The organism is Streptomyces antioxidans (genome assembly GCF_000968685.2).
In the GTDB taxonomy this organism is placed as follows: Bacteria; Actinomycetota; Actinomycetes; order Streptomycetales; family Streptomycetaceae; genus Streptomyces; species Streptomyces antioxidans.
Map to the genome: position 1 here is coordinate 42,263 of NZ_LAKD02000064.1, position 13,608 is coordinate 55,870.

Sequence of the window (13,608 nt, forward strand, 5' to 3'; positions counted from 1 at the left end):
GAGCCCCACGAGCACATGAGCAGATCGCCCGAGACCTCCCCCGCACCTGGCGCACCCGCACGCCTGCCACCACGTGCCCGCACGCTCCTGCGCGGCGGTGGCCTGTTAGTGATCGGCGGAGTGTTGCTATCGCTGGTGGTGGTCAGCACCTGGGTCGGCGCCAAGGACACCCCGCCATCCCAGGTGTGGTCCGCGCTATGGACCGACGACGGCTCCTACAGCACTGACATCATCCGTGAACTCAGGCTGCCGCGGACCGTCGTGGGCCTGATGGTGGGCGCCGGGCTGGGTGCCGCCGGGGCGGTGATGCAGGCGCTCACCCGTAACCCGCTGGCGGACCCGGGGTTGCTGGGCGTGAACGCGGGCGCCTCGGCCGCGGTGGTGTTCGGCACCGGAGTGGTGGGTCTCGCGACCTTCACCTCACTGGTGTGGTTCTCCTTTCTGGGGGCGGCCGGCGTCACCGTGCTGGTGTATCTGCTGGGCGCCTCCGGCCGGGGAGGGCCCACCCCGGTGAGACTGGCACTCGCCGGTGCCGCTGTCAGTGCCAGCCTCACCGGGGTGATCGCCGGGCTGACCGTCTTCGACGCGGCCACCTACGACTACCTGCGGTTCTGGATGGTCGGTTCGTTGGCGGGCCGGAAACCCGAACTGGTGCTGGACCTGCTGCCGTTCACGGCGGTCGGGCTGGTGATGGCCCTGCTGCTGGCCAGACCTCTCAACTCGCTCGCCCTGGGGGAGGAACTGGGCCGCGCCCTGGGCACCAAGCCGGCTCGTACCCGGATCGTGGGGTTGATCGTGGTCACCCTGCTCTGCGGTTCGGCCACGGCCGCCGCCGGGCCGATCGGCTTCGTCGGGCTGGTGGTACCGCTGGTGGCGCGCTGGCTGACGGGGCCCGATCTGCGCTGGGTCATTCCCTATTCCATGCTGCTGGCACCGGTGTTGCTGCTCACCTCGGACATCCTTGGCCGGGTGGTGTCGCCCGAGGGGGAACTGGAGGCGGGCGCGGTGACCGCGCTGGTGGGCGCCCCGGTGTTCATCGCCATGGTGCGGCGCCGTAAGGAGGCTTCGTTATGAGCGCCGAGGAGACGTGCGCCGGAGCGCCGTCCGGAGCGCGCCGGGTGTTCCTGGGCACCCGCCGGGTCCGGCTGTTGCTGGGCGCCCGCCGGGTCAGCTTCCGGCTCCACCTCCGTACCCTGAGGGTCAGCCTGCTGGCCCTGCTGCTCTCGGTGCTGTTGTTGGGAGTGGGTCTCTGCACGGGGGCCTATCCGGTCTCCCCGGGCAGTGTGGTGCGGGCCCTGTTCTTCGGCACCGGGGAGCGGCTGGCGGTCCACTTCGTCAACCAGGAGCGGCTGCCCCAGGCCCTGTTGGCGATCCTGGTCGGCTGCGCCCTGGGGATCAGCGGAGCCATCTTCCAGAGCGTCTCCCGCAATCCGCTGGCCAGTCCCGATGTGATCGGCTTCAACTCCGGTGCGGCCACGGGGGCCATCGCGGTGATCGCCGCGGGCAGCGAAGCGGCGACATCGGTGGCCCTGGGCGCGATCGCCGGAGGGCTCGCCACCGCCGCCGTGGTGTTTCTGCTCTCTTCCAAGGGAGGTCTCCAGGGGGCGCGTCTGGTGCTGATCGGACTGGGGGTGACCGCCATGCTGGGCTCGGTCAACTCGTACGTCCTCACCAGAGCCTCGCTCAACAGCGCGCAGAGCGCTCATATCTGGATGATCGGCACCCTCAACGGCCGTACCTGGGGTTCGGCCCGGGCGATGGCTCTCGGCCTCTTCGTGCTGCTTCCCGCGGCGGCCCTGCTGGGCCGTCAGCTCCGGATGCTGGAGATGGGCGATGAACTCGCCGGAGGGCTGGGAGTGCCGGTCAACCGGGCGCGGATCGCCCTCGCCCTGCTGGGCATAGGGCTGTGCGGGACAGCCGTCGCCAGCGCGGGTCCGGTGCCGTTCATCGCTCTGGCCGCGCCCCAGATCGCGGCCAGGCTCACCCGCTCGCCAGGGGTGAGCCTGCTGGCGTCCGGGGCCGTGGGGGCCGCCCTGCTGTCGGCCGCCCACCTGTTGTCCGGCCAGTTCTTCCTGGTGGGTGCCTGGTTGGGGGAACGGGTCAGCTGGCTCACCGTGGTGGATGAGAGCCAGCGCAACAGCCAGCTCCCGGTAGGGGTCACCACGGCCGTCCTGGGCGGCGTCTATCTGACGTGGGTGCTCTTCCGCAGGCGGGAGACCCGCCGTGCCTGAGACGGCACCGTACTGCCCGTACCGCCGTCCCCTGGCAAGGATGTGGTGTCCGCCGGGAGCGCGGCTCCTCCCGGGACACACCACACGTCTCACACCTCCTTCAGCATGTTCTCGATCTCGTCCAAGGCGCCGAGGGCGAAGCGGTAGGTACACATCGTGTAGTGCTTGATGGGGAAGGCCGCTCCCGCCTTGACGGCGGGCACGCCCTTCCAGAGCTTGCTGTCCAGCAGGTCCCGGGTGGGCGGAGGGGGCTTCCCGTCGAACTGGGTGGGGTAGATCAGCGCGGTGCAGTCGTCCAGGACTTCCATCTGCTCGTAGCTCTTCTGCTGGAAGTCGGCACCGTGTTTGATGCCGGCGCCTATCCGCAGACCCAGATCTCGCATCACTGTCAGCAGGGGGCCGCCGAGTTGGAACGTGCCGTTCTGACCACCGCTGAGAATGGCCCATCTCGTGCCGGAGATCTGCTTGCGGTAGGTGGCGTGGAGTTCCTTCAGCCGCGCCCGGTACTTCTTCTTCTGAACGTCCAGCCTCTCCTCGCGGTTGACCGCCTTGGCGATCTTGGCGAGTTGTTCGTGCCACAGGGCGCCGCTGTGACTCCAGTCGTAGTAGGCGACCGGTGCGATCTCGCGCAGCCCCCTGGTCTTGTCCCAGGAGAACTGATCGATGATCAGGTCGGGCTTGGCCGCGGCCACCGCCTGGGCGTTGGGGCTGCCGGATGCACCGGTGGTCCTGACACCTTCGAGCTCCTTGAACAGGTCCTCGGGCATCAGCAGCCTGTTCGCGGTGCCGTCAGGTACGGCGATCGGGAGCAGATCCAGCTCCAGCAGCATGAAGGCGTCATAGTTCCAGCTGGCGGCCACCCTCTTCGGGTGCAGCGGCACCTTTATGACGCCCTTGTCCGTCCTGAGAGAGCGTTCCTCCGCGGCGTCCCCCTCCTTCTCGTCCTCGTCCCCCGACTCACTCACGCCACAGGCGGACAGCGCCAACAGGGCAGCCGTACCGGTGAGTCCTCCCAGGAACCGTCTCCGTCCCCAGGGATCGGAGAAGCCACGCGAACGGGTCATCTTCACTCTCCTTCATCGTGATGCCAGCTCGGAGCCCGCACATCACACCCACGGGCGCCATTAGGCAAGGCTTGCCTAAGCTATAGCCTGCGAGCAAGATCTGGGGAATCACCGACAGAACAGCGGCGAGGAGTCGACCACCATGAGCGGGGCGTCAACCCATGAGCACCGTTTCCAAGCCCACCGGCCAGGACGGCTCCATGTAACGCGGGTGCGAGGCGTCCAGCGCCTCACCCCACGCATGGCCCGCATCACCTTCGGCAGCGAGGACTTGACCGGCTTCCTCAGCAACGGCACCGACCAGCACGTGGCGATGTACTTCTACGAGCCCGGTGTAACGCTCCCGAGGCCCTTCACCACCGAGGCGGCCAAGGAGCTACTGCCACGCGCGCGGCCCCGGCTGCGCCGCTACACCATCCGTGCCCACCGCCCCGAAATGGGCCAGGTGGACATGGACTTCGTCCTGCACGGCGGCGACCAACTCGCCTCCGGCTGGGCCGAGAAGGCCGCGCCCGGCGACGAGGCCATCTGGTTCGGCCCGTCACCCGCCTACCCCCTGGCCGAGGGCAGCCGCTGGACCGTACTGATCGGTGATGAGACCGCGTTGCCCGCCATCGCCGTCATACTGGAGCAGCTTCCCGCCGGCCACCCGGTACGGGCCCTGATCGAGGTTGCCGACGCCGGGGAGGATCTGCCCCTGTGCACCGGGGCCGATGCCCGGATCAGCTGGCTCCACCGCGGCCAACTCCCCCACGGGCAGCTGCTGTTGGAGCACGCTGCGCGGCTGGGAACACCCCGCGGACCAGGCCGGGTGTGGGGGGCCGCCGAGCGCTCCGTGGTGCGCGAACTGCGGCGTCACTTCGTGCGTGACCGGGGACTCGACCGCGCGGACACCCATCTGACCGCCTACTGGACCAAGGGCAAAACCCAGGACAGCGATGTCTGAGCCGATGCCCCGTTCCCTGCCCGGCCAGCTCGCCGGATGTGCGGCATGACCCGCCAGCGCGTCCCCGGCCGTTCCACCGCCCCAACCGATCCGTACCGCCGCGCGGCGACCGAACCCGGCACCCGGGACGCACTGCGACTGCTGCGCTCCTGCCTGCGCGGCAACGCCGGACGCGTGAGCCTCGCGGTGCTGGGCGGACTGTGCTACCAGCTCGCTCTGATATCCCTGCCGAAGTGCGTCGAGAGGGCCGTGGACCAAGGTATCGCCGGCGGCGACCACGCGTCGTTACGCATATGGTCCCTGGTGATCGTGCTGATCAGCATGGCCGCCCTCATCGGAGAGATCGTGCTGGGCTGGTTCTCCACCACGTCCGCCACCCTTCAGGGCAACCGCCTCTACATCGCGCTGGCGGACCGGGTGTCCCTGGCGGGCACCCGCGCGCTGAACCGCTTCGGTGAGGGGGACCTCAGCCTGCGCGGCACCCGTGACGTGGATCTGATCCGCACCTGGCTGATGGGCTTCGCCTCCTTCGTCACCGGGCTCTTCGGCTTCATCGTGATGATCGTCGCCATCACGCTGCTCGACCCGCTGCTGGCCGTGGTCGGCATGGTGTGCGTCCCGCCCCTGGTCTGGATCAACAGCCATGTGTTCCCGAAGCGGTTCGGAAGGGTCACCACCGCCTTGTCCGCCGCCCACGGCAGGCGCGCCGACGCGGTGGAGGAACTGCTGTCCGCCAGTGTCGCGGTACGGGGGCTGGGCGGCGAACCCGCCCTGGTGAACCGGCACCACCGGCGCAGCGCGGAGGTCACCGAGCGCACCCTGGCCACCGCACGGGTCTCCGCCGACTGGACCGCCCTGTCCCCCTTCGTGCCCGCCCTTGCCGTCGGAGCCGGACTCGCGTGCGGCGGTCTCGCGGTACTGCGGGGAACCATGCAGGTCGGCGGCATTGTCGCGTTCACCAGTTGGATGATGATGCTGGTGGTGTGGGTCGGCGTGCTCACCATGCGGCTGAGTCAGCTCAGCCAGGCCCTCACCGCCGCCCGCAGGCTCCAGGAGGTACTACTGCCCTCCCCCGGCGAGCCAGCTGCCGGAACCCAACCGCTGCCCAGGAGTGGCGAGTTGGCCGCCGACGCCGTGGTGGTGCGATCCGACGGGCGTGATGTCCTGGTCCTCGGGTGCCTGGCAGTCCGGCCCGGCCAGATGGTGGCCGTCACCGGGCCCATGGGAAGTGGCAAGACCACCCTTCTCCGGGTACTGGCCGGGCTCGTCACCCCCGACGCGGGCACCGTGCGCTTCGCGGGGGTTCCCCTGGAGGAGGCCGTGCCCGAGCAGCTGCACCGGCGGGTCGCCCTGGTTCCCCAGCGTCCCGTCACACTGAGCGGAACCCTCGCGGACAACCTCCGCCTCGGCGGCGACTTCACCGATGACCAGCTGCGCGACGCCTGCCGGCTCGCCGCGCTGGACGGCTACCTCGACTCAACTCCCGAGGGGCTTCACACGCGGGTCGGCGAAAGGGGCAACACCCTCTCAGGTGGCCAGCTACAGCGGCTGGCCCTCGCCCGCGCGATACTCCGCCGCCCGGCCGTGCTGCTCCTCGACGACATCACCTCCGCGGTGGACAGCGACACCGAGCGGGCCATCGTGGAACACCTGAGGGGATGGCGCACCGAGACCGCGGTCGTCTGGGCCACCCACCGCCGGGCCGTCTTGGACGCGGCGGATCAGGTGCTGGCCCTGGAGGCCGCGGCGGCGACGGCGCGGGCGGACGAGCGGGTGAGCACCGATGGCTGACCAGCGGGGGCTCAGCGCCTCCCCCGACCAGAAGGCCGTACTCCGCCGTGCCTGGCCCCATATGCGTCCCCATCGGAGGGGCATCGTGGGCGCGTTGGCCCTCAGCGCCCTGGCGACCGCCATCTCCGTGGCCGTACCGGCCGTCATCGGGGCGGCGGTCGACCAGCTGCTGGCGGGCGACCGCGGCGGGCTGGCGGTGGCCGTGGCGGCCGTGTGCGTACTGGCCGTGCTGCGGCTCGTGGCCTTCCGGCAGTCCGAGATCCAACTGGCCACCGTGGGCGAACGCGTGGTGCGCCAGCTGCGGGACCTGGCGGTGACCCGCCTGTCCCGCGCCCCACTGCGCTTCCTGGAGGCCCACCCCTCCGGCGACCTGTTGCGGCGCACCACCACCGAGATCGCCGACCTGGCCAATTTCGTCCGCGGTCAGCTGCCCGAAGCCCTCACCGTCGGTGGCTATCTGGTGTTCACCACCGTGCTGTTGCTGGGGTACTCCCCGCTGCTGACACTGGCCCTGTTCGCGGTGTTCGTGCCCTCCGTGGTGTGGGTGCTGCGTACGTTCAAGAAGGCCGCCGACCCCGCCTTCGCCGCTGAGGCCGCCGCGGCCGGAACCGTCGCCTCCACCTATCGGGAACTCGTGACCTCCCGCGAAATGCTGCGGACCTCCGGGGGTGTCGGCTTCTGGCGGACGCGATTCCTGGACGACACCCGACAGCGGTACCGGGCGGCCCGGCGCACCCAGCGGGCGTTGTTCCTCATCAGCCTCTCCCGGGTGGTCCAGGGGATCACCACCGGCACGCTGCTGCTGGTCGGCGCCGAGCTGGCCGCCAGGGGGCACATCAGCGTGGGCACCGTCGTGGTGTTCGTGCTGGCCACCCGCCAGCTGTTCGAGTCCGCCGCCCAGACCTCCAACCTGATCGGCCAGGCCCAGATCACCCTGGTCGGAATGGCGCGGCTGCTGGACCTGCTGGAGGTCACCGCACCTGAGCCCTCCGCACTCCCGCGTCCCACGTGCGGTGGCGGTCCCCGCACCGCGGCACCCGGCGTCCTGGAGGTACGGCGGGTCAGCTACTCCTACGTGGCCGGTACCGAGGTGCTGCGCCGGCTGTCGGTCACGATCGGCTCCGGTGAACGGGTGGGGCTGGTCGGCCCCACGGGCGTCGGCAAGACCACCCTGGCCAAGCTGATCACGGGGCTCTACGAACCGGATGCGGGCCGTGTCCTCCTCGACGGGGTCGACCTGCGCGCGCTGCCCGCCGCCGAGTTGCGCAAACGGATCGTCCTGGTGCCGCAGCGGGTCCACATGATCCAGGGCACCCTGCTGGACAACCTCGCCCTGGTGCCCGACGCGCCCGGCGAGGAGCGGGTACGTGAGGCCGTGAACCGACTCGGCCTGACCGAGTGGGTGGCGGGCCTGTCCTCGGGGCTGTCCAGCCGACTGGGCAGGGGGGAGGGGCAACTCTCCGCGGGCGAGCTCCAGTTGATCGGACTGGTGCGTGCCGCCCTAGTGGATCCTGCCGTACTGGTCCTGGACGAGGCGACCGCCGACATCGACCCGGACACCGCCTGGCACCTGGAGACGGCCATCGACACCCTCCGCGCCGACCGCACACTGATCGTGATCGCTCACCGGGAGGCCACCATCGAGCGATTGCCACGAACGATCCGGCTGGACCACGGCTCAGCCCTGACGGACAGCTGAACGCCCGCTGGTCGCCCCCCAGGACGTGCCGGACCCTGGCCCCGCCGTACCGGCGCTGCTATAAACGAACAGCGCATTGAATCGTTTTAGTTCCCGGTGGTGGCAAGCGGGCGACGCCCATGGCGAGAGGTGCTCCACGTGTTCCGACACAGCCGTTCCACACCGGTCCAAGGCGCTCTCGCGCTCCTCGGTGCCGCCGTGCTCCTGGCCACGGCGCTGGTCACCGGCGACCCGGCGGCCGCCGTGGACAGCGGCCTGCGGGTCCGTGGCGCCACCGTCGACGGCCGGGCCGATCCGCTCGGCGTTGACGCCGCCCGCCCTCTGCTGGGATGGAAGCTGAGCACCGCCTCGCGCGATGTCGTGCAGTCGGCTTACCAGATCCTGGTCTCCACGTCCGCCGGGCAGTTGGCGCACGACCACGGCGACGTATGGGACAGCGGCAAACGGCACTCCGACGAGTCCGTGGGGGTGCCCTACGGCGGTCGGCGGCTCGCGCCCCGCACCCGCTACTACTGGAAGGTCCGCGTCTGGGACGGGCAGGGCAGGGCATCGGCGTGGAGCGCCCCCTCCTCATGGGAGACGGCGCTGAACGCACCGGAGGACTGGGAGGGTGCGCGGTGGATCGGCCCGTCCGATCCCGAGGCCGGGGCTCCCCTGCTGCGCACGGAGTTCTCCCTGGACAAGGAGGTGGCCGGCGCGCGTGCCTATGTGGCCGGTCTCGGCCTCCACGAGCTGCGCCTCAATGGCGCGAAGGCCGGCGACCGCGTCCTCGCACCGGCGAACACGCCCTACGACCGGCGGGTGCTGTACGACACGTACGACGTGACCGGGGCGCTGCGCAAGGGCGGCAACGCGGTGGGGCTGTGGCTGGGCCACGGCTACGGGGAGAACTTCAGCCGGTACGGCTTCCGCTGGAACGGTCAGCGGCAGGCGGTCATGCTGCTCGACGTCACCTTCACCGACGGCACCCGGCGCCGCCTCACCACCGACCCGTCCTGGAAGTGGTCCATCGGGCCGGTCACCGCGGATGACCTGTACGACGGTGAGTCCTACGACGCCCGCAAGGAACAGGACGGCTGGGACGAGCCGGGCTTCGACGACCGTTCCTGGGAGAGCGTGTCCGTGGTCGACGCGCCGCGGGGCCCGCTGCGGTCCACCACCATGCCGCCGCTCCGGGTGACGGACACCCTGGAGCCGAGGAAGGTGACCGAGATCCGGCCGGGCGCGTACGTCTACGACTTCGGCCAGAACATCGCCGGCTGGGCGCGCCTGAGCGCCAGGGGCGAGGCCGGTACCCGCATCACGATGCGTACGGCCGAGGAGCTCGGCGCCGATGGCACGCTGGACACCGCCACCAACCGGGACGCCGCGGCGACCGACACGTTCACCCTCGCGGGAACGGGTCGTCGCGAGAGCTATGAACCGCGCTTCACCTATCACGGCTTCCGCTACCTGGAGGTCGCCGGACCTCCAGGGGCGGCGGACATCGGGGAGGTGCGGGCACGGGTCGTCCACGCGGACGTGGCGTCCACCGGCGCCTTCGACTCCTCCAGCAAGGACCTCAACCGCATCTGGAAGAACAACCGCTGGAGCATCCTCAACAATTCCATGAGCACGCCCACCGATACCCCGGTCCGCGATGAGCGCACCCCGCCGGCCATGGACGTCCAGGCCTACCGGGACGCGGCGACCCGCGAATTCGGCATGGAGGGCTTCTACGCGAAGTACCTGGGGGACCTGCCGCCGGGCACCGCGCTGCCCTCCGACGACGTCAAGGCGCAGTACCCCGACATGGCCGGCGGTCAGGTCTCCCTGGCCTGGACCCTGTACGAGCAGTACCGCGATCGTGATGCGCTGGAGACGGCCTATCCGGACATGAAGCGGTTCGTGGACCGCAACGCCACCGAGGTCCCCGGCCTCATCTGGCCCGCGGACAAGGGCTTCGGCGACTGGTGCCCGCCGGACCACGGGCCGCAGGCCAACGACGGCATGGGCAGCCCCACCGCCGGGGACTGCACCAGCGAGGTCTCGCTGGTCAACACCGCCCTCTCCTACGAGCAGGCCCGGGCCGTGGCGAAGGCAGCGGGCGCGCTCGGGCTCCGGCGGGACGCGCACCACTTCGCGTCCCTGGCGGGCCGCATCAAGAGCGCGTTCAACGCGCACTTCCTCAACGCGGCCGGTGATACGTACGGCAGCGGACGCCAGGTGACCAGCGTCCTCCCGCTGGCGTTCGGTCTCGTGCCCGCCGACAAGGTCAACGCTGTCGGCGACCAGCTCGCCCGGACCATCCTCGAACACGACGCCGGCCATCTGGACACCGGCATCTTCGGCACCCGCTACCTGGTCGACGCGCTGGCCCGCACCGGGCGGATCGACCTGGCGATGGCCGTGCTCCACCAGCGCACCTATCCCGGCTTCGGCTTCCAGCTCGCCAAGGGTGCCACCACCACCTGGGAACAGTGGCTCTACCGCTCCTCGATGGAAACCCATGACCACGCGATGTTCGCCGGGATCAACAGCTCGCTGTACACCGTCCTGGCGGGCATCCGGCCCACCGAGCCCGGGTACCGCGCGATCGCGGTCGAGCCACGGGTCCCCGACTCCCTCGACCGGGTGTCCGCCTCGCAGGAGACGGTGCGCGGCCGCGTCGCCAGCAGCTGGCGGAAGACGGGGAGCGCCCTGCGACTGTCCGTCACCATCCCGGCCAACAGCCGCGCGGTGGTGCGCGTGCCCCTGACCCACCGGGGCGACCGGGTCCAGGCCCCCGCCGAAGCGCGGCAGACGCGGGCCACCGCCCAGGCGGTCTCGTACCGCGTCGGCTCGGGCACGTGGACGTTCACCGTACGAGCCCGTTGACGCCCGCGGGCATCTGCGGAAGGCGCCCCCGTTACCCCCGGGCCGCCCCGAGCGGCAGCTCCGGGGACTCGGCGCCCTCCCAGGTCTGCGGGTCCCACAGCCCCGATCTGCGCAGCGACTGCGGGCAGTGCAGATAGATCTCGTCGATCTCCAGCAGGAGGGCAAGTGCCGGGCGCTGGTTCCTGACCGTCATGGCGTCGAAGAACGGGGCGTCGGTGAGGATGCGGGCGCGGCCGTTGATCCGCAGCACGTCCTTGGCTCCGGGTATCAGGAACAGCAGGCCCGCGCGGGGGTTGCGCAGGATGTTGTGGAAGCTGTCGGCGCGGCGGTTGCCCGGCCGGTCCGGCAGCGCCAGTCGGCCGGGATCGAGGACGTGGGCGAAGCCGGGTCCGTCGCCGCGCGGCGACACGTCGCAGTCGCCGTGCTCGTCGGCCGTGGCGAGCAGGCAGAACGGCGAGCGGCCGAGCAGTTCCCGGTCCCGGTCGTCGAGGCGGTCGTGCACCTTGTCGATCACGATGGGGTGCGGTTCGCCGAGGATCTCGCGCAGCTCCGCCGCGGAGCTCAGCTCCACGAAGCCGTCGCCGGTCGGGGGCGCGAGGGGGTCCGTCGTGTGCAGCAAGCCGACTCCTGAATCCGTAACTGACCTCCGCGGTCGACAGCCGGAAGTCCGCGGAGGTGGTTGCATCACGAACGTTATCCGATGTTAGGTTAGGCTCACCTATGTTCGGAAGCGTCCGTCCGGGCGTTTGCCGCTCCGCGGCCGTGACGGCGAACCAGAAACGTGTTCAGTGCATCTCACCGAGACAAGATCCAAGACGCTGCCGCACGGCGCCGGCCCCGTGGCCCGGCGCCGCGGCGGACCGCTGCTGCTCGGCCTGTTCGGGCTCGCCGTCCTCCTCGTGGCCGCCATCGGGCTGAGCCTCGCGGTCGGTTCGGGCCAGGTGCCGCTCGGCGACGTGCTGTCCGGCCTCTTCCACCCCGACAGGACCCAGCGGGCGCAGCTCATCGTGCGGGAGGTGCGCATCCCGCGCACCGCCGCCGGAGTCCTGGCCGGCGTGGCACTCGGCCTCGCCGGCACCGTGATGCAGGGCGTGGCCCGCAATCCCCTCGCCGATCCTGGCCTGCTGGGCGTCAACGCCGGGGCGTCGGTCTTCGTCGTCTTCGCCATCAGCGTGCTCACCCTGACCGAGCCGCGGCAGTACATCTGGTTCGGCTTCCTCGGCGCCTGCCTCGCCGCCGTGCTGGTGTACGGGATCGGCAGCCTCGGCCGGGAGGGTGCCACCCCCGTGAAACTGGCCCTGTCCGGGGCCGCGGTGGCGGCCGCCCTCGGTGCCCTGACCAGCGCCATGCTGCTCACCGACAGCCGCACCTTCGACCAGTTCCGGTTCTGGCAGGTCGGCTCCCTGAGCGGCCGTGAGTCCGGCGTTCTGTGGCAGGCCCTGCCGTTCATCGCCGTCGGCTGTGTCCTGGCACTCGCCCTCGGCCCCCAGCTCAACACCCTGGCCCTGGGCGACGACACCGCCCGCGGCCTCGGCCAACGCATCGCCCTGGCGCGGCTCGGCGCCGCCGCATGTGTGGTGCTGCTGTGCGGCGCGGCGACCGTGGTCGCCGGGCCGATCGCCTTCGTGGGCCTGGCCGTTCCGCACGCGGCCCGGCTCATCACCGGCCCCGACTACCGCTGGATCCTGCCCTACAGCGCCCTGCTCGCCCCGGCGGCGCTGCTTCTCGCCGATGTCATCGGCCGGTTGATCGCCCGGCCCGGCGAGGTCCAGGTCGGGGTGATGACCGCGGCGCTCGGCGCGACCCCCTTCATCCTCCTCGTGCGGCGCAGGAACGTGGTGGACCTGTGAGCGGCACCCTGCGCCCCGCCCCCACGCCGCTCCCGTCCGCCGCCACCGCGCGGGTCCGTGCCGTCCGCCGTCGCGGTCGCGTCCGGTACGTCGGCGTCGGCACCGGCCTGTGCGCGGCCGCCCTGATTGCGCTGTGCGTCTCGCTCAGCTACGGCGACTACACCGTGCCACTACCCGACGTGGTCACCACGCTGCTGGGCGGGGGTGACGCCGGATCCCGGTTCATCATCCTCGAACTGCGGCTGCCACGCGCCCTGTTGGCCCTGCTGATCGGCTGCTGCTTCGGGCTGTCCGGCGCCGTCTTCCAGACGCTGCTGCGCAATCCGCTGGCGAGCCCCGACATCATCGGCGTCGGCTCGGGCGCGGGCGCCGCGGTCGTGCTGGCAGGCGGGCTGGCCGGGCTCAGCGGCACACCGCTGTCGTTCGTGGCGCTGGCGGGCGCCCTGGCGACCGGGGCCGCCGTCTATCTGCTCGCCTGGCGCAAGGGCGTCACCGGGTACCGGCTCGTCCTCATCGGCCTGGGGGTCGGCACCGGTCTGTCCAGCGTCATCTCGTACCAGATGACGCGCTCGGACGTGACCGAGGCGCAGACCGCGTTCCTGTGGCTGACCGGGAGCATCAACGGCCGCTCCTGGCCCCACTTCTGGCCGCTGCTCGTGGCCGCCGCGCTGCTCGTGCCCCTGACCGCGGCCGCCGCCCGCGCGCTGCCCGCGCTCCAGCTGGGCGACGACACCGCGGGCGGCCTCGGCTCCCGGGTGGAACGAGACCGGCTCGCCCTGCTGGGCTGCGCCACCGGGCTGGCCGGTGTGGCCACCGCGGCGGCGGGCCCGATCGGCTTCGTCGCCTTCGTGTCCCCGCCGATCGCCCGGCGCCTGGTGCCGGGGCAGGGCGCCGCGCTGATGCCCTCCGCGCTGACCGGGGCGGTACTCGTGAGCGTCGCCGACTTCGCGGGCCAGCACGTCCTGCCCGGCACACAGCTGCCCGTCGGGATCGTCACCAGCGTGGTCGGCGCACCGTACTTGCTGTGGCTGCTGGCGCGCGCCAACCGGGTCGGGAAGGGCGGCTGACCATGCCCCGACCAGGACACCCGCGCCCGTACCCGAAGCCGCACCCGCACCCGCACCCGCACCCGCACCGACCCGACGCCCCCGACGCCCCCGACGCCCCCGAC

The 13,608-nt window shown here is 71.2% G+C and carries 10 protein-coding genes; 8 read left to right on the top strand and 2 right to left on the bottom strand.

The window, feature by feature from the left end; all coding sequences use genetic code 11:
• Positions 1-15: 15 nt before the first annotated feature.
• Positions 16-1,074, top strand: coding sequence for a FecCD family ABC transporter permease (locus VT50_RS24335; RefSeq protein WP_046087087.1), 1,059 nt, complete (start codon positions 16-18; stop codon positions 1,072-1,074).
• Positions 1,071-2,231 carry a FecCD family ABC transporter permease gene (locus VT50_RS24340; protein ID WP_046087088.1) on the top strand — a complete coding sequence of 387 codons (1,161 nt, stop codon included), beginning with the start codon at positions 1,071-1,073 and terminating at the stop codon, positions 2,229-2,231. The genes VT50_RS24335 and VT50_RS24340 overlap by 4 nt, the downstream gene beginning before the upstream one ends.
• A gap of 89 nt (positions 2,232-2,320) precedes the next feature.
• Here VT50_RS24340 and VT50_RS24345 read toward each other — a convergent pair whose 3' ends face one another.
• Positions 2,321-3,295: an ABC transporter substrate-binding protein gene (locus VT50_RS24345; RefSeq protein WP_053048617.1), complete on the bottom strand. Its 975-nt coding sequence runs from the start codon at positions 3,293-3,295 to the stop codon at positions 2,321-2,323.
• Positions 3,296-3,437: 142 nt separating this feature from the next.
• Here VT50_RS24345 and VT50_RS24350 point away from each other — a divergent pair, with 142 nt between their 5' ends.
• The 4 genes from VT50_RS24350 (at position 3,438) to VT50_RS24365 (ending at position 10,587) form a co-directional block, all read left to right on the top strand.
• A complete protein-coding gene (locus VT50_RS24350; RefSeq protein WP_053048618.1) occupies positions 3,438-4,241 on the top strand; it encodes a siderophore-interacting protein in 804 nt (267 codons plus the stop codon).
• A gap of 45 nt (positions 4,242-4,286) precedes the next feature.
• Positions 4,287-6,032: an ABC transporter ATP-binding protein gene (locus tag VT50_RS24355; protein WP_078840768.1), complete on the top strand. Its 1,746-nt coding sequence runs from the start codon at positions 4,287-4,289 to the stop codon at positions 6,030-6,032.
• On the top strand, positions 6,025-7,731 hold the full coding sequence (locus VT50_RS24360; RefSeq protein WP_046087090.1) for an ABC transporter ATP-binding protein: 1,707 nt from the start codon (positions 6,025-6,027) through the stop codon (positions 7,729-7,731). Before VT50_RS24355 ends, VT50_RS24360 begins: the two co-directional genes overlap by 8 nt.
• 138 nt (positions 7,732-7,869) lie before the next feature.
• Positions 7,870-10,587: a family 78 glycoside hydrolase catalytic domain gene (locus VT50_RS24365; protein ID WP_053048619.1), complete on the top strand. Its 2,718-nt coding sequence runs from the start codon at positions 7,870-7,872 to the stop codon at positions 10,585-10,587.
• A gap of 31 nt (positions 10,588-10,618) precedes the next feature.
• On the opposite strand, the gene VT50_RS24370 is transcribed toward VT50_RS24365, so the two are convergent.
• Positions 10,619-11,206 carry an MSMEG_1061 family FMN-dependent PPOX-type flavoprotein gene (locus VT50_RS24370; RefSeq protein WP_046087091.1) on the bottom strand — a complete coding sequence of 196 codons (588 nt, stop codon included), beginning with the start codon at positions 11,204-11,206 and terminating at the stop codon, positions 10,619-10,621.
• A gap of 169 nt (positions 11,207-11,375) precedes the next feature.
• Between VT50_RS24370 and VT50_RS24375 the strand changes: the two genes are divergently transcribed.
• Positions 11,376-12,437 (top strand): FecCD family ABC transporter permease, encoded by a 1,062-nt coding sequence (locus VT50_RS24375; RefSeq protein WP_046087092.1) that lies wholly within the window; start codon positions 11,376-11,378, stop codon positions 12,435-12,437.
• Entirely contained in the window at positions 12,434-13,504 is a 1,071-nt protein-coding gene (locus tag VT50_RS24380) for a FecCD family ABC transporter permease (protein WP_079343881.1), read from the top strand. The genes VT50_RS24375 and VT50_RS24380 overlap by 4 nt, the downstream gene beginning before the upstream one ends.
• Positions 13,505-13,608: the final 104 nt, after the last annotated feature.